At 53.1% G+C, this 24,570-nt stretch carries 19 protein-coding genes and 1 tRNA gene; 12 read left to right on the top strand and 8 right to left on the bottom strand.

The genetic code is table 11. The features are described from left to right. Window positions 1–7: 7 nt before the first annotated feature. From BN8_RS06290 to BN8_RS06260, 7 genes are all read left to right on the top strand, one after another. Window positions 8–1,084, top strand: a complete 1,077-nt coding sequence (locus tag BN8_RS06290; protein WP_009280976.1) for an agmatine deiminase family protein — start codon at window positions 8–10, stop codon at window positions 1,082–1,084. Window positions 1,085–1,095: 11 nt separating this feature from the next. Continuing rightward, window positions 1,096–1,875 carry an APH(3') family aminoglycoside O-phosphotransferase gene (locus BN8_RS06285; RefSeq protein ID WP_040005495.1) on the top strand — a complete coding sequence of 260 codons (780 nt, stop codon included), beginning with the start codon at window positions 1,096–1,098 and terminating at the stop codon, window positions 1,873–1,875. A gap of 5 nt (window positions 1,876–1,880) precedes the next feature. After that, on the top strand, window positions 1,881–2,228 hold the full coding sequence (locus tag BN8_RS06280; RefSeq protein WP_144051613.1) for an avidin-fold protein: 348 nt from the start codon (window positions 1,881–1,883) through the stop codon (window positions 2,226–2,228). Further along, on the top strand, window positions 2,221–2,901 hold the full coding sequence (locus tag BN8_RS06275; protein WP_009280973.1) for a hypothetical protein: 681 nt from the start codon (window positions 2,221–2,223) through the stop codon (window positions 2,899–2,901). The genes BN8_RS06280 and BN8_RS06275 overlap by 8 nt, the downstream gene beginning before the upstream one ends. A 128-nt stretch (window positions 2,902–3,029) precedes the next feature. Further along, window positions 3,030–5,369 (top strand): peptidylprolyl isomerase, encoded by a 2,340-nt coding sequence (locus tag BN8_RS06270; RefSeq protein ID WP_040005568.1) that lies wholly within the window; start codon window positions 3,030–3,032, stop codon window positions 5,367–5,369. A 65-nt stretch (window positions 5,370–5,434) separates the two neighbouring features. Further along, on the top strand, window positions 5,435–6,811 hold the full coding sequence (locus BN8_RS06265; protein WP_009280971.1) for a peptidylprolyl isomerase: 1,377 nt from the start codon (window positions 5,435–5,437) through the stop codon (window positions 6,809–6,811). 98 nt (window positions 6,812–6,909) lie between these two features. Further along, entirely contained in the window at window positions 6,910–7,872 is a 963-nt protein-coding gene (locus tag BN8_RS06260) for an AAA family ATPase (RefSeq protein ID WP_009280970.1), read from the top strand. 85 nt (window positions 7,873–7,957) lie between these two features. Here the strand turns inward: BN8_RS06260 and BN8_RS06255 are convergent, their stop codons facing one another. The 3 genes from BN8_RS06255 to BN8_RS06245 form a co-directional block, all read right to left on the bottom strand. Continuing rightward, window positions 7,958–8,170 (bottom strand): hypothetical protein, encoded by a 213-nt coding sequence (locus BN8_RS06255; RefSeq protein WP_040005494.1) that lies wholly within the window; start codon window positions 8,168–8,170, stop codon window positions 7,958–7,960. Window positions 8,171–8,225: 55 nt separating this feature from the next. Beyond that, complete coding sequence (locus BN8_RS06250; RefSeq protein ID WP_040005493.1) at window positions 8,226–9,215, bottom strand: ABC transporter ATP-binding protein; 990 nt, start codon at window positions 9,213–9,215, stop codon at window positions 8,226–8,228. Between the two features lie 79 nt (window positions 9,216–9,294). Further along, on the bottom strand, window positions 9,295–10,923 hold the full coding sequence (locus tag BN8_RS06245) for an NADP-dependent glyceraldehyde-3-phosphate dehydrogenase (protein WP_009280967.1): 1,629 nt from the start codon (window positions 10,921–10,923) through the stop codon (window positions 9,295–9,297). A gap of 543 nt (window positions 10,924–11,466) precedes the next feature. Between BN8_RS06245 and katG the strand changes: the two genes are divergently transcribed. The 4 genes from katG (at window position 11,467) to BN8_RS06225 (ending at window position 16,503) form a co-directional block, all read left to right on the top strand. Beyond that, on the top strand, window positions 11,467–13,752 hold the full coding sequence (gene katG, locus BN8_RS06240; protein WP_009280966.1) for a catalase/peroxidase HPI: 2,286 nt from the start codon (window positions 11,467–11,469) through the stop codon (window positions 13,750–13,752). A 221-nt stretch (window positions 13,753–13,973) separates the two neighbouring features. Further along, window positions 13,974–14,555 carry a cupin domain-containing protein gene (locus tag BN8_RS06235; protein ID WP_009280965.1) on the top strand — a complete coding sequence of 194 codons (582 nt, stop codon included), beginning with the start codon at window positions 13,974–13,976 and terminating at the stop codon, window positions 14,553–14,555. A gap of 108 nt (window positions 14,556–14,663) precedes the next feature. Then, window positions 14,664–15,689: a sensor histidine kinase gene (locus BN8_RS06230; RefSeq protein ID WP_009280964.1), complete on the top strand. Its 1,026-nt coding sequence runs from the start codon at window positions 14,664–14,666 to the stop codon at window positions 15,687–15,689. Window positions 15,690–15,726: 37 nt separating this feature from the next. Further along, window positions 15,727–16,503: a LytR/AlgR family response regulator transcription factor gene (locus BN8_RS06225; RefSeq protein ID WP_009280963.1), complete on the top strand. Its 777-nt coding sequence runs from the start codon at window positions 15,727–15,729 to the stop codon at window positions 16,501–16,503. A gap of 77 nt (window positions 16,504–16,580) precedes the next feature. Here the strand turns inward: BN8_RS06225 and BN8_RS06220 are convergent, their stop codons facing one another. The 4 genes from BN8_RS06220 to BN8_RS06205 all read right to left on the bottom strand — a co-directional run bounded on the left by BN8_RS06220 (window position 16,581) and on the right by BN8_RS06205 (window position 19,822). Beyond that, the gene (locus BN8_RS06220) at window positions 16,581–17,048 is read right to left on the bottom strand and encodes a hypothetical protein (RefSeq protein ID WP_009280962.1); all 468 of its coding nucleotides are present in this window, start codon (window positions 17,046–17,048) and stop codon (window positions 16,581–16,583) included. A 16-nt stretch (window positions 17,049–17,064) separates the two neighbouring features. After that, entirely contained in the window at window positions 17,065–17,403 is a 339-nt protein-coding gene (locus BN8_RS06215) for a hypothetical protein (RefSeq protein ID WP_040005492.1), read from the bottom strand. A 778-nt stretch (window positions 17,404–18,181) separates the two neighbouring features. Further along, window positions 18,182–19,477, bottom strand: coding sequence for a sensor histidine kinase (locus BN8_RS06210; protein WP_009280960.1), 1,296 nt, complete (start codon window positions 19,475–19,477; stop codon window positions 18,182–18,184). 261 nt (window positions 19,478–19,738) lie between these two features. After that, window positions 19,739–19,822, bottom strand: a tRNA-Leu gene (locus BN8_RS06205). 285 nt (window positions 19,823–20,107) lie between these two features. Between BN8_RS06205 and BN8_RS06200 the strand changes: the two genes are divergently transcribed. Beyond that, the gene (locus BN8_RS06200) at window positions 20,108–23,137 is read left to right on the top strand and encodes a PAS domain-containing protein (protein WP_051041003.1); all 3,030 of its coding nucleotides are present in this window, start codon (window positions 20,108–20,110) and stop codon (window positions 23,135–23,137) included. 38 nt (window positions 23,138–23,175) lie between these two features. On the opposite strand, the gene BN8_RS06195 is transcribed toward BN8_RS06200, so the two are convergent. Beyond that, window positions 23,176–24,414: an ABC transporter permease gene (locus BN8_RS06195; protein ID WP_009280958.1), complete on the bottom strand. Its 1,239-nt coding sequence runs from the start codon at window positions 24,412–24,414 to the stop codon at window positions 23,176–23,178. Window positions 24,415–24,570 lie beyond the last annotated feature (156 nt).

Genomic DNA, 24,570 nt, shown 5'->3' with positions numbered 1-24,570 from the left:
TGTCTGCATGAATATACCGCCATTGTCTGAAACGGCCAATCAGGAAATTTTACCAGCCCAGGAGGGCTTTTTCTTCCCTGCCGAGTGGCACCCACACGTAGCAACCTGGCTCAGTTGGCCACACACCGAAGCGTCGTGGTCGAAAGAGCGGCAGGAACTGATGTTTCCGGCCTATATCGACTTTATCAAGGCCATTGCCGAGAGCGAACAGGTGTGCATCAACGCCCACAATGACATTGTTATTCAGGCGGCTAAGCTGCGATTACTGGTGGCCGACGCCGATCTCTCAAAGATAACGCTGCTGCCCCACCCGACCAACGATTCATGGTGCCGTGACCACGGCCCCGCTTTTCTGATCAATCCCGAGCGCAAGCAGCGGATGATCGTGAACTGGGGCTATAATGCCTGGGGCAATAAGTACCCGCCTTACGACCGCGACGACCTGATTCCAGTCGAAATAGCGCATTACTGCGACCTCGACTACGTAACGCCGGGCATTATCATGGAAGGAGGCTCCGTTGAATTCAACGGTGCCGGAACCGTACTGACCAGCCGGGCCTGCCTGCTCAACCAGAACCGGAACGCCCACCTGTCGCAGGCCGACATTGAGCGGTACCTCTGCGACTACTACGGTGTGCAGCAGGTACTCTGGGTCGAAGAAGGCATCGTTGGCGACGATACCGACGGCCACATCGACGACACCGTCCGGTTCGTAAACGAGGATACGGTCATTGCGGCTTACGAACCGAATCCGAACGACGACAATTACCCGTTTCTGCAGGAGATCCACCACGAACTGAAAACGATGCGGCTGCTCAACGGCAAACAGCTCAACATCGTGGAGTTGCCCATGCCAGACCCCGTCGTGAGCGACGGCATTCGCCTTCCGGCTTCCTACGCTAATTTCCTGATCACCAACGGCTCGGTAATCGTACCAACGTTCCGCTGCGACAAGGACCAGCAGGCGCTCGACATCATCGGCCAGTGCTTCCCAACCCGCAAGGTGGTAGGTATCGACTCGACGGAGATTGTATGGGGTCTGGGCAGTTTCCATTGCCTGAGCCAGCAGGAACCAGCCGTTTAAACGACCGCAATATGGTCAGGTACACATTGCCAACTGAGCTGCAGCGACTGCTCCAGAAGACAAGCTGGCAGGCTGATACGCTGGGTATGTCGTCGGCACAAACGTTTCGGCTTGAAGGTCCTGAAAGCTTTTACCTGAAGATCAATCCGGTTGATCCCTGGGGCGGTCTGAAAACCGAAGCAGACGCTCTGGTGTGGCTACGGGCCTATCTGCCCGCCCCGGAGGTCGTTTACTACGAACGGTTGACCGGCATTGATTACCTGCTGATCCGGGAGCTGGTCGGTTCTCCGGCCTCGGCCGACGAGTGGAAGACCAATCCAAAGCGGTTAGCCGAAACGCTGGCCGTGAGCATGCTGGCGCTGCACAGCCTGGAACCGGCCAGTTGCCCATTCGACCAACGGACGGACACCAAACTGCGGGAAGTGACCAGCCTCGTCCAGCGTGGTCTGGTTGATGCCGACGATTTTGACGACGAGAATCAGGCGCGGACGCCGGAACATATTCTGGAGCAGTTGTATGCCGAACAACCGGCTGACGATGATCTGGTTGTAACGCATGGTGATTTCTGCCTGCCAAATCTCATACTGACTGATTGGCGGCTCAGCGGATTCATCGATGTTGGAGGACTGGGGGTGGGCGACCGGTATCAGGACCTCGCCCTTTGTCTGCGTGATCTGGCCGATGAGCTTGGCACGAACCGCTACGATGCCTGCTTTCTGTCGGCCTACGGGCTGAGGGCTGTTGATACGGATAAACTGCGCTACTTCCGGCTACTGGATGAGTTAAAATGAATAAGATGTACGATAACAAACGGTTCCGGTCGGTTGTCAACACCGAGAACGGAGAGGTGGGGGCTGAAACGGTATTTCATTATCGCCAGGACGGCAACCTTGTCTGGGCCGACTACGCGGGCGGGTCTATCGTCAAAGGGTTTCTGCTGGCTACGGTTCAGCCGGATGGTAGCCTGGACATGCGCTACCAGCACGTCAACCAGACCGGCGATCTGATGACGGGCCGCTGCCGGTCAACGCCCGAGTTCCTGGCCGACGGACGGCTCCGGCTGCACGAACGCTGGCAGTGGACCAGCGGAGATCTGTCGTCGGGCGAATCGATTGTTGAGGAGTTTACCGAAACCAATGCGTAGATACACTCGCTACATCACGCTCCTGCTGTTGCTCAGTGGCTGCAATTCGCAAAAACCGCTCACGGCCGAGCTGGTCCCGCAAAGCCTGAAAGCCATCAACCTGGAAGAAACGATCAGTCGTCGGGATGAAGTCATGATGGCGTATTCGATCACCAGCTACGATGCCCGCAACAAACCGGTCGCGGTCGTCAACGGCGGGTGGGGCGTCGAACCAATGGCAACCGGACAGCAGGCCAACTTAGCAACGGCACAGCCCATCAGTCTCGCCGTACCGAAAAACGGAAAGATCGTGGCGTCGCTCGTGCTGATCGAAGTAGACGATTATGCCAGGGCTCAGCAGGCGCTCGATCAGATCCGACGGATTCACAACGTAGTGAGCCTCCCGGCCTCGGTGCTGCTGACAGCGACCGAGGTGCTGACACCGCTAAAATACGTAACGGCGGGGCTGGTTGCGGCCGGTGTTGGCATCCGCCTGCTCGACCGGGTCGATGCCGACGAACTGCTCGGGCAAAGCAGCATTGAGCTATCCGAACAGGAGCTTAGGGCCAAAAAAGAGCGCACGTTTCAGGTACCGGCTACGTTCAGCGGCCGCCACCTGCGCGACCGCTACGCCTATGAACTAGTCTACGACATCAGGCTGAAAACCATGAAAATCCGTCCCAAAACCCAATAAGCCTCCCGACAGAATCGTTCTTTAACCGCGGTGCCTTGGGTATACTTCGGCCACTGCAAACGAATGTTTTTATGGGTATCCTTGTTCTTAATGTACCTGATCGTAATACCAACCACTTTCCGTATCGTATGCGTCAACTCACTGGCGGTCTCCTGCTGGCTGCGTTTTTAACGGCCTGCAAAACGTCCGCACCGGTTGTTCAACAACAAGCTCCTCCGCAGCCGGTTATTCTTACCCTGGGCAATAAATCCTTCACTACGGACGATTTCTTCCAGTCGTTCACCAAGAATCAGCTCTCGGCCGATTCAGCCCAGCGCACCGACGTCAAGAGTTACCTTGATTTATACACCAACCTGAAACTGAAGGTGCTGGCGGCCGAAGCCGAAGGACGCGACACGACCGAGGCTTTTCGGGAAGAAATGCAAACCTACCGCAAGCAGCTTTCGCAATCGTACCTGACCGATAAAGTTCTGGTTGAACAACTGGCGACCGAAGCCTACGAGCGGATGCAGGAAGAAATTAATGCCTCCCACATCCTGATTCCCGTGGTCGAAGACGCGGCCCCGGCCGATACCCTGGCGGCCTATCAGGCGGTTCAGTCATTACGTACCCGGGCAGTAGCCGGTGAGGATTTCGCCAAACTGGCTCGGGAGTACTCCAAAGATCCAAGCACCGCCCCAGCCGGCGGAGGTCTGGGCTTTTTTACAGCCTTTTCGGTGGTGTACCCCTTCGAAACGGCGGCCTATGCAACACCGGTGGGTGGTGTGTCAGCCCCCGTTCGGACGCGCTTTGGCTACCACCTCATCAAAGTTAATGACCGCCGACCCAGCCGGGGCAAGGTGCGGGTGGCGCACATCCTGGTACGGCTGAGCCCCAGCGCCGACGAAGCCGGACAGCGGGCTGCTCAGGCACGTATCGATACGGCTTACAACCGCTTGCAGCAGGGTGAATCGTTCGAAACCATTTGCCGCGAAGTGTCCGACGATGTAACGTCAAAGTCGAACGGCGGACTCCTGCCCTTCTTCGAAACGGGTCGGCAGGTACCAGCGTTTGAGGAAGCCGCTTTTGCGCTCACAACGCCCGGCAGCTACTCAAAACCAGTGCGGACGAACTACGGCTGGCACATCATCAAGCTCATCGAACGGCGGAGTATCGAACCGTACACGGAACTCGCCCCAGCCCTCCGTCAGCGCGTCACGACGGATACCCGTGCGGAAGTGCTGCGGCAGGCTTCTGTTCAGAAACTGACCAAAGAGTATGCCGTCCAGGAAAACAAGCCGGTGGTCGACGCGGTCCTGACCAAAGCAGACAGCAGCCTGCTTCGGGGTCAATGGCGTTATACCGAACCACTTGATCCAACACTTGAGGCCAAACCATTGCTTACCGTTACCAACAAAACTTACACGGTTAACGACTTCTTCGCCTACGTTCGCCAGCGCCAGCAACCCGCCCGCCGGGATAACCGCATTGCCACCGATGCGCCCGCTGTGGGCGTACCGACCGTAGCGATGCGTCGGTTATTTGATCGGTTCATCGGCGATCAGTTGATGGCTGCCGAGGAAGCTAATCTGGAGAAAAAGTATCCGGAGTTTCGCGCGTTGCTGAACGAAATCCGCGATGGCGTACTGCTGTCACAGGTGATGGAACAGAACGTATGGGAACGCTCGATGGCCGACTCGACGGGTCAGCGACAGTACTACGAACAGCATAAAGCCAAATACCGCTTCCCCGAGCGGGCTGTTGCCACCGTGATCGTAGCGCAGAACGACGATTTGTTGAAACAGACGCAGGAAATGCTGACGGGTCGCCCCCCGTATCAGCTTCGGCGGTCGGCTGCGGACCTGACCTTCGACAAGAACCGAACCGGGTTGACCAGCCAGCAGCGCGAAAGTCTGTTCGACGTTCTGGTAGCGATGGTTCGCAACCCGAACTACATCGTTGAAGTGAGCGGCTCTCACGATGCCACCGAGCGCGATTCGGTATCGACCGGACGTATCCGGGCTGTTGTGAATTATCTTCAGCAGAACGGTATCTCGCTGACTCGCATTACGGAGAAAGATTACCAGGGTATGCGCCCGGGCATTAAAGACGCGGCTGCTCAGCGCCGGGTGACTTTCCAATACCTGACGTCTTCAAAGGCCGACATTGCCAAGGTTATTAATAGCCGACAGCCTCAGGCCACGGAAGAAGCCGTCTCGATCACCGAAGGTACGTTTGCCGACGGTGGCAATCCCTACCTCGATGGTATGGACTGGAAGGTAGGCACCACGACCATCAAGCGTAACGGCAAGTCGGTTGCTGTAACGATCACGCGCATTGAGCCGGCCCGCGCCAAAACGTTCGATGAAGCCCGGGGAGCTGTTATCAACGATTACCAGTCCGTGCTCGAACAGCAGTGGCTGGCCCAGTTGCGGCAGAAATATCCGACAAAGATCAACGAGGAAGAGATTCGTAAATTGGCAAAATAAGGCTTGTAGGCCTTAAAAAATCTTAAAAATCAGAACGTTTGACGTTCAGTGACTATCTTTAGAACATGAAACGATTGCTCATACAAGGCCTTATTGCTACGTTTAGCTGGTTACTCGCCGGACCCGTACTGGGTCAGGGTGGTATCAGCCTCAACAAAATTGTGGCCAAGGTTGATAACTACTACGTTCTTAAGTCTGACCTCGAAGAAGCGTACCAATCGTACGTTGGTCAGAACCAGACGCCCCCGCAGAAATGCCAGTTGCTCGAAAGCCTTGTCATCAACAAGATGATGCTGGCCAAAGCGGATATTGACTCGGTTGTGGTGGACGATAAACTGGTGGACAGTGAACTCGACGCCCGGATGTCGTACATGATTCAGCAGTTCGGCTCCGAGAAAAACATTGTGGAAGCCTACGGCAAGAGCCTTGAGATGCTCAAGAGCGAACTGCGCCAGCAGGTGAAAGACCAGAAGGTGGTGCAGAAAATGCAGCAGAAAATTACGGACGACGTGAAGGTGACCCCCCGCGAGGTTCGTAAGTTTTTCGATTCAATCCCTAGAGACAGTTTGCCTTACATGCCCGCGGAAGTGGAAGTAGGCCAGATTGTGCGTTACGCCAAACCGACCAAGGAGCAGAAAGACGCCCTGCGGCAGCGGTTGCTCGACATAAAGAAACGGGTTCAGGCTGGCGAAGATTTTGCAGCGCTGGCCAAAGAATTTTCGGAAGATGTAGGCTCTGCCCAGAATGGTGGCGACCTCGGCTATGCCAAGCGCGGCATGATGGTGGCACCGTTTGAAGGAGCAGCCCTGAAACTCAAGCCAAATGAAATGTCAGACGTAGTCGAGTCCGATTTCGGTCTGCACCTGATTCAGTTGCTCGATACCCGGGGGGCCGAATACCACGCCCGGCACATTCTGCTCCGTCCCGATTATAACCGCCTGGATACGAACGAACCTACTCACTTCCTCGACAGCCTGCGTACGCTGATCAAGGCCGATTCCATCAAGTTTGAGAAGGCCGCCCGCGACTTTTCGGAAGACAAGACCTCGGCCGATGCCGGCGGACTGCTCCGCGATCCGCAGTCGGGCAGCAGCCGGCTGGCAATGGACGGCTCAATGGAGTACGCCCTGTTTACATTGCTTGATACGATGACGGTCGGCAGCATCTCGGCTCCGCTGCCCTACCGGACTGAGGACGGTAAAAGTGCGGTACGGCTTTTGTACTTCAAGAGCAAAGTACAGCCTCACACGGCCGATTTCAAGCTTGATTTTGAAAAGCTCCAGAATATCGTCCTGGCTAATAAAAAGAACCGCGCCATCGACGACTGGTTTCGTAAATCAGTAGGCGATGTGTACATTACCGTTGATCCTGAGTACCAGGGTTGCCGAATTTTCGGCACCTCACAGGCTAGTGCAGCCGGTACAAGTGGGGGCGGTGAATAGTTTTCTGGTATTGATTCTTCCGTTTTCCGCTTAATTTGCGAAACTGAGTCCAGAACAACTATTTTCAGTAAACCGTAAACCTTTTAACCGTTTTATTTGTGGCCTACTCATCGGATGTCGCGGCTGCCGAAGCCTTAACAGAATCGTATAATAAACTCAAAAACGAAATTTCTAAAGTAGTCATTGGCCAGGACGACACCGTGCGTTTGCTATTGACGGCTATTTTCTGTCAGGGGCACTGTCTGCTGGTCGGTGTTCCGGGGTTGGCGAAAACGTTGCTGATCCAGACTATTGCGGGTGCCCTCGATCTGGATTTCAACCGAATTCAGTTTACGCCTGACCTGATGCCGTCGGACATTCTGGGCTCCGAAACCCTCGACCAAGAGCGCAACTTTAAATTCATCAAAGGACCGGTATTTGCCAATATAATCCTGGCCGATGAGATTAACCGGACGCCCCCCAAAACCCAGTCGGCGTTGCTGGAAGCGATGCAGGAATATGCCGTAACGATTGCGGGTCAGAAGTATTCGCTCGGTCGGCCATTTTTCGTACTGGCTACACAGAACCCCATTGAACAGGAAGGAACGTATCCCTTGCCGGAAGCCCAGCTAGACCGCTTCATGTTCAATATCTACCTCGATTACCCGTCGTATCAGTCGGAACTGGATATTGTCAAAAGCACAACATCTGACCACCGTCATCAGGTGCAGCGGGTTATTACCGGCGAAGAGATCCGGGAATTTCAGCAATTGGTCCGGCGCGTACCGGTTGTTGATAACGTAGTGGAGTACGCCGTTAAACTCGTTCACAAAACCCGGCCCAACACCGAACTGGCAGCGAATGATGCCAATCAGTACCTGGAATGGGGAGCCGGTCCGCGGGCATCGCAGGCACTGATTCTGGCGGCAAAATGCAACTCGCTGTTAAACGGCAAATACTCACCTGACATTGAAGACGTACGGGCTGTTGCGTTGCCGATTCTGCGTCACCGGGTGGTCCGTAATTTTAAGGCCGAAGCCGAAGGCATTACGGTAGATCAGCTAGTCAAGCGAATGTTATAAGAGGGAGTAAAGGATGAGGGGGATGAAAGGAAAAGAGGGAACAACAATTCCTTCTCCCTTTCATCCCCCTCCTCCTTTACTCGCTCTATTCTTCCTTATCCGCCCCTTCCTTTTTCGTTTTCCCGAGGTAATCATCGACCTCCGATCCATTAATGGACCCAACCGAATGATCTTCCGCATCCACCTTATCGGCATCAACGCTCACATTCTCAGTTTTTTCGCTGACCAGAAAGCCATTGTTTCCCGTTGATTCTTCCTTGCCATGATACTCCTGTCCGGCACTTTGTTCCTTTTCCATAACGTCAGTTGCTTGCTTACTCAATAAACTGCAAACCGGCCGGAAGGTTAGTAGTTTAGTCATTAACCCACCAGATGGCCGCAGGGTCGAGTTCAAGGTGGATGACCTGTCCGGGGTGCAGTCCATCATGGGTGGTCAACGCTCGCAGGCAGACGTAGCGCGAAACTTCCGCTTCAATTTCGTAGTGGTATCCCTTGAAAAAAACGGCCCGGATTGTAGCCGCAATACCGGTCTCAGCGAGCCGAATCGTTTCAGGACGGATCACGCAAAGTGAATCAGCCGGTTTGGTTGAGGGCAGTCCGAGGGCTGGCAGGTGTTTAGCACGAAGTACATTGACGGATCCCGTCATTCGGGCGGCATAGGCTGTGGCGGGCCGCCGGTACACGGTCAGGGGTGTGTCAAGCTGAATAAGCCGGCCATGCCGCAAAATACCCAGTGAGTTCGCGATCGACAGCGCATCGGTAGCATCGTGGGTAACAAACAGGCAGGCTGTCTGCTCCTGCCGGACCAGGGTAAACACCATGTCCCGAACAATCTGCCGATTTGGTAAATCGAGGTGGCTAAAGGGTTCATCCAGGAGCAGTACCGATGGCTTGTCGGCCACCGCCCGGGCAATGGCCGTCCGCTGCTTCTCTCCACCGGAAATTTGGCGCGGTAACCGGTCCTGTACGTCGGTCAGGTGGCAAAGTTTCAGTAATTCGTTGACCCGAAATTCGCGGTACGTAGATTCATAATACCGGACAGCATAAGCGATATTTTGCCGAACGGATACGTTTGGCATAAGCTGATATTCCTGGTGAACCAACCGAATAGCTGGATGACCGGGCACAAGTACCTCGGCGGGGCCAGGTACCCGTTTATCGCTAAGCCGCACCTCACCGGCATCAGCATCTGTTAGCCCCGCCAGTAAGCTAAGTAACGTACTTTTCCCCGACCCGCTGGCCCCAACGAGCCCCATGATCTGCCCCGGCTCCAGTCGGAAGGATACATTCCGGACAGCGGCTACTTCATCGAATGATCGGGAAAGTTTATCGGCTTCGAGCACGTTGGGATTAGGTCAATTTCGCGGCAATAACCAAAAAACAAACGACCGGGACAACTGCCCGGTCGTTTGCTGTACAGAATCAGAAAATGAAATTGGTCGACAAAAACTGCGATTTGTGTTGACCGACTATGTCATTCAGAATGGCTTTATTACCATCGGTGTTTTTAGTCGCTACCACTGTCCGGATGGAAAACGATCGTAGCGCATCTTCAACCGACAGCGTTCCCTCAGCGGAATCTTTGCGACCGGTGAACGGAAACGTATCCGGCCCCCGCTGGCATTGTGCGTTGATATTTACGCGGCTTACCTGATTTACCAGCGGATCGATCAGGCTGGCGATCTGTCCTGTATCGGTTCCAAAAATACTCACCTGCTGGCCGTGGTCGGCGGTGATGATGTAGTCGATCGGCTCTTCAATATCGTCAAATGGTACAACGGGTATTACTGGCCCAAACTGTTCTTCACGGTACAGTTTCATTCCCTTTTGAACCGGATACACCACAGCGGGAAAGACAAAGGAGGCTTCAACCACTCCCCCACCTTCGTTCATAACCGTAGCTCCCTGCGCTTCGGCTTCGCGAATGCAGTCGGTCAGATACTGAGGTTTCTGCGGTTCGGGCAGCGGTGTAATCTGCACGCCCGGTTCCCAGGGCATGCCCGGCTTCAGCTTGTTTACCTCTTCACTCAACCGGCGCAGAAACTGATCGGCCACTGACCGATGCACCCAGATAATTTTGATAGCCGTGCACCGCTGCCCGTTGAACGACAACGTACCCAGCATACATTCTTTGACCGCCAGTTCTACATCTGCATCGGGCAGAACAATGCCCGCGTTTTTGGCATCAAGGCTCAATACCGCCCGGAGCCGGTTGCTTTTAGGGTGCATTTTTTTCAGGCTGTCGGCTACACGGCTCGAACCGATCAGGGTCAGCACGTTGATCCGGCCCGACTGCATCAGTGTTGGCACGACGTTAGCTCCCCGTCCATAGATCGTATTGACCACGCCTTTTGGAAAACACGTCCGAAACGCTTCCAGCAATGGATAGTGCAGTAACGTACCGTGCTTGGGCGGCTTGAACAACACCGTATTCCCCATCAGAATAGCCGGAATGAGTGTCGTGTACGTTTCATTTAAGGGATAGTTGAACGGCCCCATACACAACACTACGCCCAGAGGTGATCGGCGGATCTGCCCAATGATACCTTCTTCAATTTTGAATCGGGATCCGGCGCGGTCAATATCCTTCAGGGCATCAATGGTATCGTAGATGTACGTAACGGTCCGGTCAAACTCCTTGATCGAATCGCCGAGTGTTTTGCCGATTTCCCACATCAACAGATTCACAACGGTCGTTTTCTGCTCCAGCATCTTACCGATGAACCGTTCCATACAGGCAATCCGGTCCCCAACGGACATTGTTGGCCACTCCCCACGGCCATTGTCGTAGGCAGCAACAGCAGCGTCGAGGGCTTCGAGGGCTTCGCGATCGGTGGTGACGGGGTAACTCCCAACGAGTTTTCGCTCAAGACCATTTGGTCCTGTCAGGCATACCGGCGATAAAACGTCTGTGGTCGGCCCGTCCCAGGACCGCATTTCGCCATTGATCAGGTATTCGCGCTGGTGCAACGGCTGGATTTGATACTCGACCGGGATCTGGTCTTCGGCCGGAAAGAGATTGGCTAATTGGGAGGAATTCGAGACAGTCATATGACAATCAGGTTGCAGGTGTTGTTCAGTTTGAAGAACGCGGCAAACTTCATCATTAGATTACCGAAATCCAACTCCACTATCCGGAAACGACCTATTTCATAAACGTCAAATCCGCTAAGACGTAGTAGTCGTACATGAAATCGATTACGCTTGAGTTACAAGTTACGGTGGATACCTAATGACCCGAGGCCTTGCTTCGGGTCATTTTATTTCCTGGTCTGACATATCGTACAATAACGAATAGGATTGGAGAGCAATACAGAAAATGACTATACACATCCACCCTTCTGGCTTATTCTCCTGTTTCTCTTGAATGAATGATCGACAATAGTATTCCATAGCCTCCCAAGACCTATTCAGCGCTCAGCCTATCTTATAGATATTTTGAATGACATTATAGAAAATATTAATTTGATCTATTTACTTATAAACGACAGATTTGCACTGAAATCATTCACAAACACAACGTTTTGCCGTCAAGTCAGTAAGCTGGGTTCTACAACTAACTGACTTGACGGCAGAATCTAAATCAAAACGTATATGAGCCCCTCAGAAACCTCAAAAAGCTACCAGGTCAATGGTGCCAATGGCCACAACGGACATCACCACGAGGCCCTTGATGTGAACAATTCCAGCGCGGCTCAATGCCCCTTCTTGAGCGACAGAATGAATCATGTGGCCGGTGGAGGCACCCGCAATCGTAACTGGTGGCCCAGCCAGTTAAACCTGACCATTCTACGTCAGCATTCATCGATGTCTGACCCGATGGATGAGTCGTTTGATTACGCAACGGAGTTTAAGACCCTTGATCTGAAAGTCGTTAAAGAAGACATCTTCAAGCTGATGACCACGTCGCAGGAGTGGTGGCCTGCCGACTACGGTCATTACGGCCCGTTCTTTATCCGGATGGCGTGGCACAGCGCCGGTACGTACCGCATTGCTGATGGACGTGGTGGTGCGGGCGCTGGTATGCAGCGTTTCGCCCCTCTTAACAGCTGGCCCGACAACGCTAACCTGGACAAAGCACGTCTGCTGCTGTGGCCGGTCAAACAGAAATATGGCCGGAAACTTTCGTGGGCTGACCTGATGATTCTGGCCGGAAACTGTGCCCTGGAGTCAATGGGTTTTAAAACGTTCGGTTTTGCCGGTGGTCGCGAAGACCTCTGGGAGCCACAGGAAGACGTTTACTGGGGTGCAGAAACGGAATGGCTCGGCGACAATCGTTACTCAGGCGACCGCGATCTGGAAAACCCACTCGCAGCCGTTCAGATGGGGCTCATTTACGTAAACCCCGAAGGCCCCAACGGCAATCCGGATCCGCTCGCGGCTGCCCGTGATATCCGGGAGACCTTCGGCCGGATGGCTATGAATGACGAAGAAACCGTAGCCCTCATTGCTGGCGGTCACTCCTTCGGTAAAACCCACGGTGCGGCTAACCCAGGCGAGTACGTGGGGAAAGAACCGGCCGGTGCCAGCATTGAAGAGCAAAGTCTGGGCTGGAAGAATACGTACGGTAGTGGTCATGGCGTGCATACCATCACCAGTGGTCTGGAAGGTGCCTGGACCACCACCCCTACCCAATGGAGCAATAACTTCTTTGAGAACCTCTTCGGCTTCGAGTGGGAATTGACCAAGAGCCCGGCTGGTGCGTTCCAATGGAAGCCCAAGGACGGTGCAGGTGCTGGTACGGTGCCCGATGCCCACGACCCCGCGCTACGTCACGCACCAACGATGCTCACGACCGATCTTGCCCTGCGTGTGGACCCAGCTTATGAGAAAATTTCACGGCGCTTCCTGGAGAGCCCCGACCAGTTTGCGGATGCTTTTGCCCGCGCCTGGTTCAAGCTGACCCACCGGGATATGGGTCCTCGCGCCCGCTACCTGGGTCCTGAAGTACCGGCCGAAGAGCTAATCTGGCAAGACCCCATCCCAGCCGCTACGTACGCGTCGATCGACGACGCCGATATTGCTGCCCTCAAAGCCAACATCCTGGCTTCTGGCCTGACTATTTCACAGCTTGTATCAACGGCCTGGGCTTCGGCGTCGACCTTCCGTGGTTCCGACAAGCGCGGTGGCGCAAACGGCGGACGCATCCGGTTGGCTCCGCAGAAATACTGGGAAGTAAACAACCCGACTCAGCTCGCCAACGTACTGGATACGCTCGAATCGATCAAGTCCGAGTTCAACGCGATTCAGACGGGCGGCAAGCAGGTATCCCTGGCTGACCTGATCGTACTGGGCGGTTGTGCAGCTATTGAGCAGGCAGCCAAAAAAGCGGGTATTGAGGTGACTGTACCGTTTACACCGGGTCGTACTGATGCCTCAGCCGAACAAACCGACGTTGAATCGTTTGCTGTGCTTGAGCCGATCGCCGATGGCTTCCGTAACTACGTAAAAGGTCGGTACACCGCAAAGGCCGAAGCGTTGCTGATCGACAAAGCTCAACTGCTGACGCTGACGGTTCCCGAATTGACCGTTCTGCTGGGTGGTATGCGTGTGCTGAACGCCAATTACAACGGTTCGTCTCACGGGGTTTTCACCAAGCGCCCAGAGGTGCTGACGAACGATTTCTTCGTTAACCTGCTTGATTTGGCTACTACCTGGCGGTCAACATCCGATGCGCAGGACCTGTTTGAAGGCCGCGACCGCGCCACCGGCGAACTCAAGTGGACGGGTACGCGTGTCGATCTGATTATCGGATCGAACTCCGAGTTGCGCGCCATCGCCGAAGTTTATGGCTGTTCGGATTCGCAGCAGAAGTTTGTCAAGGATTTTGTATCCGCCTGGAACAAAGTGATGAATCTTGACCGCTTCGACCTGAAGTAATCCGCGTCTCAATTGTTACCCAAAGCCTGGTATCTTCGGAAACCGGGCTTTTTTGTGCTCTTTTTGCCCCAATCTGACATGGTGATAAAAGGACTCCTGCCCGATCCGGTATACGGATGTGCTTGCTTCAGTAGACATATGTACCGTTTGGGTTGATTAACCCTCGGCAATCCGCCCCCGTGCAACGCACCTTTGCCGTATCAACTTAAAAACGCAAGCTCATGCAATCCACAAAAACACCAGCCGCAACAACCATTTCCTCACGAACCATTACCAATCCTATTCTGAAAGACGAGGTGGTCTTTTTGGAAACCAGCCGGGAATCGGGCGGTCGCCATACGTTAGTAGAAGTCACGTTATCAGCCGGTGGCGGTAATCCACTACACTACCACGAAGACTTTTCCGAAGAATTCACCTGCCTGGAGGGTGAACTTAGCATTCAGGTTGGCTCACGAATCATCCGGCTAAAACCCGGTGAGTCAGCCTTAGCCCCGGTACGTAGCAAGCACCGTTTCTTCAACCAGTCACAGGCGCCATGCCGTTTTCAGTGCCGGATTGCTCCTGGTTGCCCTGGTTTTGAACAAACCCTTCAAATAAGTTATGGACTGGCCCGGGACGGCCAAAGTAACGCTCAGGGGATGCCGAAAAATCCGTATGCGCTCGGTTACAGCGTCATGATCAGTGGTACGTATCTGACCGGCTGGATGTCCGTCATGCAACCGCTGCTCAACTGGCTGGGACGGCAAGCAATCAAAAAAGGAATTGCGGCTGATCTGCAACGGCGCTATCTGACAATTCTTTAACCAGAGCCAGCAGGCTACCTTTTAGTAACCTGCTGGCCGTAAGTGAGTAGTTACTACCATCCACACCGGATAAACCTGTATCTTTGATTGCTTTAACGTATCTCCTTCATGAAACCGTGGGCTCGGTTCGACCGCTACGACATCTTAATTTATCTGCTCAACTATCCGGCTATTTACATCGCTAACTACGTCATTTTTGGAGTAGTTTACTGGAAGGACTGGTCCTTGTTCGTACCCACAACCTTAATTGCCAATGCCTGGGCTGTATTCGTGTTTGTGACCCTTACGCTTTGGATGAAATACATGCGTCACTGCTACGGGGAGCCTGATGATTTTGGCCAGCGACTACTCTATTCCATGCTGGGCTATGTTGCGGTGATGATGACGACAATCCTGCTCATTTACTGGACATACGACCAGTTCGGATACCCTTACAAACCTGAAACGATTCCCTGGGTGCTGATGATTGGTTTTGTAACAAACGTTACGTCGGCGGGCTGTCATGAGTCGATCTTCACCTACAACCAGTTGCGGGAGAGCACCCGGCGCGAGTACCAGTTAAAACAACTGCACATGCAGCAGCAGATGGACGTGCTGAAGCAACAGGTGAATCCTCATTTTTTGTTTAACAGCCTCAATTCATTAATTGCTCTCATCAGCGTAGACCCTAAAAAGGCTGAAACGTTTACCGAAGAGCTGAGTTCTGTTTACCGCTACGTGCTGCGGTCTAACGAGCAGGACCTGACCGATTTGACCACGGAACTGCAGTTCATTCACTCGTATGCGCACTTGTTACGTACCCGCTACGGCGCAGGCTTCGACTTAACGATTCAGGTAGATGGGCGGTACAGTCGCTACCAGTTACCGCCGTTGACGCTGCAGTTACTGGTGGAGAACGCCGTCAAACATAACGTTGTGTTGAGCAGCCGCCCGCTGATGATCAAGATTAAAACTGATGAGCTGGCGAATCTCTACGTGTGTAATAACATTCAGCCTAAAAAGATCAAGGTGCTGTCAAACGGAGTGGGTCTGACGAACATTCTGGCCAAATACCAGATGTTAGGCCAGCCGCATCCCACCGTGCGCCAGGAAGCCGATCAGTTCGTCGTCGCTTTGCCATTAATAGCTGCTTAACCGATACGCTACGCCACTCATATCCTGTGTCAACCCTATGAATGTACTACTCATTGAAGACGAAGAACTGGCCGCTTTTCGGTTGACCCAACTGCTGGCGGAGGTAGCTCCGCACGTGAACGTGATCCACACAACGGCTAGTATTGACGAATCAGTAACGTATCTGAAAAGTGGGCCGGTTCTTGATTTGATTTTTATGGATATCGAACTGGCCGATGGCCAGAGCTTTGAGATTTTTGAACAAACCACCGTTCCGGCCCCTGTTATTTTTACGACCTCCTACGACGAATACGCGATCCGGGCTTTTAAGGTCAACAGCATCGATTACCTGCTGAAACCCATTAAACAACAGGAGCTTATCGCCAGCCTGGATAAGTTTCATCAACTCAACCGCCCGGCCAACTCATCTCCGGTTCCACTAGTTGCTATCGATGCGCTGGTGCAACAACTGCGTCAGCAGGGGCAACCTACTGACTACCGTCGTCGTTTCCTGGTTCGCCATCTCTCGCAGTGGTTACCCATTGAGGTGGGCGAAATCGCGTTCTTTCACTCGGAAGAACGCGTTACACTACTGCATACGGTGCAGGAGCAGAAATTTACGCTGGATTATACACTCGATGAGTTAGAAACCATGCTGGACCCGACGGCGTTCTTTCGCGCGAATCGACAGTTTATCGTCCATATCAATTCGGTGCAGCAGATTCACCCCTACTTTAATCATAAACTTAAATTGCTACTCAGGCCCACTCCCACAGACGAGGTGCTGGTCAGTCGGGAACGGGCTAATGAGTTCAAAAAGTGGATGGGTAAATAAATCGATACGTACCGTGTATCGACTCGCTTACTGCACTTTCTGGAGTCGTGGGCAACCTGCGGGCGGCATAAGAATGCCTACTCAACCAGCAATTGCTTCATACCCAGTTCGAGCGCCCGGTGATACGCCTGACGCTTTGTTAAGAGCTGCTGGTAACTTTTTGAAAGACGATGATTTAGTGTCTCCATACGTACTCTGGCGCTTTCAGTTAACCAGATAGCTAATCGCTGCTGATTATAGTGCTCACACTGACAGATAGCTTGCTGCAGGTACTCCATGTAAGCCTGGTTCCGATCAAGTATACCCTGCACCTTCTCAAGCAGCCAGCGACGGTCCTGTCTAAGCTTCCTGCTCTCTTCATCATAACTCATTTGGCAATCAGCGTCCTCCATGGGCCGTAAAAAAGAGCTATCATTCCCCACTTGAAGAATCAGGTGAATAAAGTCCGCCTGTTGCTTCGGTGTTGCGGAGTCGATAGTCTGGCTGGCTACGGTCAGCAGGTACGTTTCCAGCAGGTCGGACAAGTTTTTTGATGCTTGATTCATTGCGTGTAACGCGAGCTTAATTGCTGGATTGGTTGACTAGTTGCAGCCGGACCTGCAAGCACTGATTTAATTGCTCAAGACGAGACGTATGGATCTTGAGCTTGAGCCAATGCTTATCAAGCGAAGCATCGACTTCCTGGACATCTTCAAGCATATCTTTAAATTCTCTCTTAGCGGTCTCATGCATATGCTGGATTGTCTGAGTCGAACACTGACCAGCATTGGTCTTGATCGAGCTAAACTGACTCAGTTGCTGGAACAACCGATGAAACAATACCACCTGTGTGAGCCAGTCGGTAAGAATGCTTTCTTCTTTCGATTCAGAGATGTTAAAAGAGGCCTTCCGGGTATTCATAACTCTAATTTGTTTAATTTTTCGCACCTATTTCGGCCAATAAGTTAAACAAAATTAATTAAAACGGTATGATTCCAATTTAAAATTGACTAACCCCATTTTAGCATCCTGTTTGAATTGTTCAGACATCAGTCACCATAAACGCCACAGGCGCTTACTAAATCAATCTGATTAATTTTAATTCATTAAAAATTGGGCACAATAGCGATACCGTTAGAATGTTTCGCAAAAGGATTTTACTTTGTCTCGTTGTGAGAACTATTTGTTCAATTGTACCGATTACCCTTCACACTATAGTATTCTTATATAAATAATGTAGTAAATGACCTAAAAAGGTAACCTCCTGAGCAGGATGTTTCCAGACACCTGATGTTTCTAAGTTCCCGGTGCTGTCGGACAACCTACATACTTGTGTCTATAACAAAAGCCGGGTGCATCAGGGCCCCGGCTTTTCGCGATTTAATCGTAAAGCAATTTTGTACACAACTGATTTACGTGCTTTGGACAATCAACACCGTGCTACGTTTAATCAAAGCCCACTTTTTCTCAAGGAATGTGTTGCGCAGGTGCGACTCGTTCAGTCTTCCGGCAGCTTGCTTTCCCATCCCAACCCCCGGAAACGGTTTAGGTAAAATGACTTGGCTACGGTATGCTGCGCAATTGTCAGTGTATCATTCAAAAGCATGAGAACTACCGGTATGCCCTGGTAGAAAGCCGGGATATTTGAACGCCTAACGTTGGTTTTCAGCTACCTAAAAGCAGTACTACCTGGCGACGATCAGCGGTTATTTTCTTGTTCGGAGATCTGTTGGTTGACCAGCAGCCGAATCCGAATCAGCGTTCCTGCCTGGCTGGTCTCGATGTCCATACTGGCTTTCAATAGTTCACACAGACGTTTGACTACGAACAGCCCAAGGCCTTCGCCGTCCCGCTGACTACTCTCCCCTTTCTTATGACTGGTGGGCGGTACGCTTTCACCGGGATAATCTTTGGGGGAATCCGGCTGGTGAGAGCCGGTCGGCTCAACTAAGGGTTGCAACTGATCGGCCAGCAAGGCCGTTGGCCCCTCACTCAACCCCGGTCCCGTATCCTGTACGCTCACCACCCAACGGGTATCGTTTTCCAGCGTCCACGAAACGCTTACCCAGCCGCTGGGCGTGTACTTGAGGGCATTGACAAGCAGATTCTGCACAATACGTTGCACCTTCAGGGCATCCCCCACCACGGGTAGCTTGTCGGGCCCATCGGCCCTGAGAATCAAATTGCGACTTTTAGCAAAGCCCTGCGCTCCTTTCACCAGGTCCCGCAACAAGTCAGCCGCGTCAAACGATTTGCTATCAACGCTTTCCTGCCCCGCTTCCAGCCGGGCGTAGTCCATAAGCTGATTGAGCATGTGCTGGGTTAAGAGCAGATTGCGGCTTAACATCTCCAGATACTGTGCCCGTTCTTCCTCTTTGCTGGGCAACTGTAACAGATGGGCAGCTCCCGAAAGGATGCCAAAGCTACCCCGCAGATCATGGGAAGCCTGACGCAGGTGTTCGCTACGCTGTCTGGTCAACTGCTGAATGTTATCCAAAGCCAGTTGAAGCGCCTGTGCCTGCTCAGCGGCCGTCGTTTGCCGCAGCTGATCATAATACATCATGCTGCCCATCGTCATGTCTTTTGACAAGCGCAGCAGTTGACGATGCGCCTGGGTTATGACCTGAGGCAGGGTTTGCGGATACAGCTCCAGAAACTGATGCAGCTCGTTTTCAACGACATCATAGAAGTTATTCAGTTCATTAAACAGCTCGGCCAATGAGTAGCCACGCTGCCAGCGGTGTAAGCCATGCTGACCCGACCGATCTATGGCGTCGGCCTCTTCAGGCTCATCGACGATCCGCTGAGAAAAGATATTAAGCAGTACCGGCAGTTGGTCGTTGAACTCCTCGCGCGAAAAACTGGTACGTGTATGCAGTTCTTCCTCCACCGCGCATCGGGTCCGCCACTGATTTAAGATACTTTCCCGGCGAGCGTAGAGATAATCTCTAAGCTGATGAAGCTGAAAATCGTGATCAGGGGTTGATTTGGCCATCAGTCCGGGGTTGTTGAAACACTAATCAGCCAGGGCTTACACAAACAACCGCTCAGCGGATAATCAGCGGGTAGGTGGCCCCGTAAAAGTTAGCTTTCGGACCGACCACCTTAGCATGAGGCCTGGTTCCAGCAGTAGTAGGCAGCCCGGTTTACCATCATAAATAGATAATAACCAAAACATGGCACACACAAAACCATACACCAACCCAAAGAAAAAGCGCTTAACCAATTGACGTCAATTAGTTAAGCGCTTTGTATGTACCGGGAGCCGGACTCGAACCGGCATGTCCTTGCAGACATTGGTGTTTGAGACCAACGCGTCTACCGATTCCGCCATCCCGGCCTTCTGGAAACGGTCCGCTTTGGCGAACGTGGGTGCAAAAGTAGAAGACTGTCGCCTATTTTACAAACAAAATAAAAACTCAATCATACGTAACTGGCATTACCAGTTGGTACTCAGCAAGTCAGCCTGTTTCGTACAGTAGATTATCGGAAAACGGCTATTGCTGAATCTCAACTATGTCGTTACTTTGTAGTAAGTACACTTTACCAGGTGAGTGTTAATCAGGCCAGTAACGTTATGATGCCAACCTCCGCTGCATCGGCCTCTGAGACAGATCATTCCCTTATGCAGACTGCCTTGGACGGTGCTTCCTGCGGAATAATTGTCTACGAAGCTCAAAAAGAAGAATCCGGCGCCATCCGGCAGTGGCATCCCCTGCTTACCAATCGGACCGCCAACACCCTGCTCACTACCGTTTCGAGTGACTCCGCTGATCCGGCAGTTTCTTTCTTTGCCGAAGCTTCCCTACAGGATCTAGCCGCCGATGCGCTGAAAACCGGTCAGTCGAAACAGCATACAGCCTGGCTTACCAACCATGCGAATGGACGCACCTGCTATGACCTGACGATGGTCCCTTACGACCGGGGCATTACCCTGACCGTACTGACGGAAACAGCCTTATGGCGGCAAAACGAATTACTGTCGTTTGCGCTGAATAACACCCTGAACGGCATTGTCGTCTACGAAACCGTCCGCGGAACCGACGGCCATATCCTCGATTACCGGACGGTATATTACAACCAGCTCGCTCTCGATATCCTGGGCGTCTCGCCCGAGCAACTGGAACAACAACTGCTGTTTCAGCGTCGGCCGGAGAACCGGATTGATGCCGAAATCCTGCGTCGGGTGGTCGACGAAAATGAAGTCGTCAACCGGGAGATTTTCTGGCCGGTGAAACAGCGGTGGTATCTGGTGCACACTCAGGCATTCGGCGACGGTTTCTATACGCTGTTTCAGGATATTGACGTTGAAAAACAATCCAAGCAGCGGCTACTTGAACAGCAGGACATGCTACAGGGGATGATGGATTCGTCTGATAGCTACATTACCTACTGCGAAACCGTCCGGGATGAGGCTGGCCAGATTGTTGACTTCATTTACCGCCTGACCAACGCGTTTGTCAATCAGCTCATTGGTTTGCCGGGTGATCAGATTGTTGGGCAGCCCATGACCCGGTTTTTTCAGGACGTCAAAAAAATCGGATTGTTTCAGCGGTACATTGAGGTCGTCGAGTCCGGTGAACCACAAACGTTCGAGTTTCACTATCTGGCCGATGGTTATGATGGTTGGTTTCTTATTTCGGCAACCCCACTGGCCCAGGGTTTTGTGCTGTCGTTTAAAGACATCAGTGAACTAAAGCTGGCCAGTCTTACGATCGAGCGCCAGAAAACGTTTCTGGACAGCGTAATGGATCAGTCGCCGAACAGCATTACGGTGGAACGTACTATCCGAAATGATGCCGGCCAGATTGTCGATTTTCAGGCCGTTCTGATCAATCCGGCGGCTTTGGCGATGGGCGGCCACACACAGGCCGACGCCTTGTCCAAACCCATCAGCCAGTTAAACCCTCAGTTTGTTTCGTCGGGTCTGCTGGCGGCCTATCGCCATGTCATGGAAAGTGGGGAACCGTTTCACGTATCGTTTCCCTATCCCCGTATCAACGGCTGGCTTCAGTTGGCCGTAGCACGAATCGACGCCGATACGCTCATCTCCGTCTTCACAGACATTACGGAAAGTCAGCAGGCGCTGGTCAAACTACAGCAGCAGCATGAGTTGCTGGAAGGCATTATGAATTCGTCGCTGAGCGCCATAACCTTATACGACCCTGTACTGGACGAAAGCGGCCAGTTGCTGGACCTGAGAGTGGCGATGACCAACGAAGCCTCGCTGCGCCTTTCCAAACGAACGTATGAAGAGGTGATGGGCAAAACCATGACCGAGATTTATCCTCAAACCAAAGAAATTGGGTTATGGGACCGTTACGCGGAGGTGTATCAGACCGGCCAGTTTTCCAGGGTTGAGCATTATTACCCCCATATTGACTCCTGGTTTGACGTAGCCATCAGCAAGCTGGGCGAAGGCATCGTCGTGATGTTCAACGACATCACGACCAGCAAGAAAGCCATCCTGAAAGTTGAGCAGCAGGCGTCTATTCTTCAGACCGTGCTTGATGGCTGCCAGACGCCCATTTCACTGTTTGAAGCGATTCGCAATGAAACCGGTACGATTATCGACTTTCGGTACATCCTTCAGAACGAAGCCAATGCCCGGCTAGTAGGTCACCCGATCAGCGAAACACCCAATCGGACCATGCTCGACGTTTTACCCAACTTACTGACTTCGGGCCTTTTCGACCGGTACGTCGAGGTTGTTGAAACCGGCGAACCGCAACGCTTTGAGCAGTACTTTTCCGACAAGGGCATTGACGGGTGGTTCAACCTGTCCCTCATCCGCCATGGCGACGGGCTCATCGTAGCCGCTCAGGATCAAACCCTGCTGAGGGAAGCCCTGAACCGATCCGAACAGCTCATTACGGAACTACAGCGTTCGAACCATAACCTCGAACAGTTTGCCTACGTAGCTTCGCACGACCTGCAGGAGCCGCTGCGAAAAATTCAGTCCTTTGGCGACATCCTCCGCCAGCAATACGGGTCAGCCCTCGATTCCAATGGGCAGGACATCGTGCTGCGGATGCAGTCGGCGGCCGGACGAATGCAGACCCTGATTCGCGACCTGCTTACCTATTCACGGTTATCAACGCAGCAGGAAATAGTTGCGGAGGTTAGCCTGACAGACTTGCTTCAGACCATACGGAACGATCTCGATACACTGATTCAGGAAAAGAACGCCCGGCTCACCATCGGCGCTCTACCAACCCTTCTGGGTAACGCCACCCAACTGCGGCAACTCTTTCAGAACCTGCTGAGCAACGCGCTGAAGTTTGCCAAACCACTCGGTACACCGGGAGCCGAACAACCCGTCATTTCGGTACTAGCGGAACAGGTTTCCTGGAAAGCCGTTCCGGCCAGCATTCCCGACCGGCAGCCTAAACAGTGGACAGCGATCAGTGTGGCAGACAACGGCATCGGCTTCGACGAACAATACAGCGACCGTGTTTTCCAACTTTTCGAGCGGCTGCACGGCCGCAATCAGTATCCGGGAACGGGCCTCGGCCTGTCCATTGCCCGGCGAGTAGCCGAAAACCACGGCGGTACCATCGCCGTTCGAAGCCAGCCCGGTGTCGGAACCACATTTACGGTCTATTTACCAGAGGAGGAGAAAGGGGAGGAAAGGAGGAAGGAAGGAAAGGAGTAGGAACATCCCATCCTCCCTTTCCTCCCTCTCATCCCCTTTTATTCATACCGCAACGCTTCGATGGGGTCGAGTTTGGACGCGCGAACGGCGGGGTATATTCCGGCAAACAGCCCGACGGCCACGCATACCACGATCCCCAGTCCCATCCAGGCCCAGGGTACCACGAAGCCGCCTTCACCCCCGCTAATCAGCATGGAAATAAGATTACCGATACTAAGCCCAAGGATAACCCCGCCCAGACCACCCAGCAGGCAGATCACGATGGCCTCGATCAGAAATTGCTCGCGAATCCGCTTCGGCGTAGCGCCCAGCGACTTCCGGATGCCAATTTCGCGGGTACGTTCCGTTACAGACACCAACATGATGTTCAGCAGGGCAATGGAGGCTCCCAGCAGGGTGATGAAGCCAATTCCAAACCCGCCCACCCGCAGGTAGCCGGTAATTTCCTGCGTTTCTTTGAGCAGATCGTCCGCCCGCTGAATTTCGAACGAATCTGGTTGCCCCAGCGGGTCGCGCCGGATCTGCCGCATCACCCCCCTTGCCTCGCCAACGGCAATGTCCTGGCTCGACAGGTCAGGGGCAGAGGCCGTAATGTCGAACGTCAGCTTGCGGGTTCCGGCCAGCGCCCGGGCGTTATCCAGCGGAATCAGAATAATCCGGTCTTCGTTGCCGTCGGACAAACCGCCCTTACGTTCCAGCACCCCGATTACCTTGTACTGCGCCCCCGAAACACGGATGGACTGATTGATGGGGTTGATTTTTTTCTCAAATAACGTATTGGCGACCTCGCTGCCGATGATGGCTACGTTGAGGGAATAATTCAGGTCGTTGCTGGTCAGATTACGGCCATTTTGCAAGGTGTACCCCTTCACGTTCAAGTACGCTTCGTCGCCACCCACCACCAGCGCGTTGGGGTTCATCTTCCGGGAGCCGTATTTCGGCTGAGCCGAACTGGTCACGACCGTCGAGATGGCGATTGTGGCTCCGTACGGAAACCGTCGCTTGAAAGCAATAGCCTGGTGGTAATCAACGGGCTGATCCTGTTGCCGCACCCGACCGCTGATCCGACTAACCTCCTGACGGGCCGCGATGGTAAACGTATTGGCTCCCAACCCGGCAAAGCTGCTGTCGACCGAACTCTGAATACCGTCGATGGCGGTCAGAATTCCCACCAGCGACGTAATGCCGATGGCGATGATGAGCGACGTTAGGATCGTCCGCAGCCGGTTGCCGGCAATGGAACGTAGCCCTTCGCGAATGTTTTCGATGAAGTCCATAGTAAGGCAACGTGGGGTAACGGGCGTGGGGCAGCGGGTCCGGAAAGGGGAATAACGTTTTTTTCACCCCTTTGCCCTTCGCCCCATACCCGGCGCTTTTTTTGCACAAAATTTGCTTATATTCGTTACTAGTACAAAGCTACGCTACGCCTGGGT

It is taken from the genome of Fibrisoma limi BUZ 3 (assembly GCF_000296815.2).
In the GTDB taxonomy this organism is placed as follows: Bacteria; Bacteroidota; Bacteroidia; order Cytophagales; family Spirosomataceae; genus Fibrisoma; species Fibrisoma limi.
Note: the sequence above shows the minus strand (reverse complement) of the source record. Positions and strands in the feature narration are given on the sequence as shown.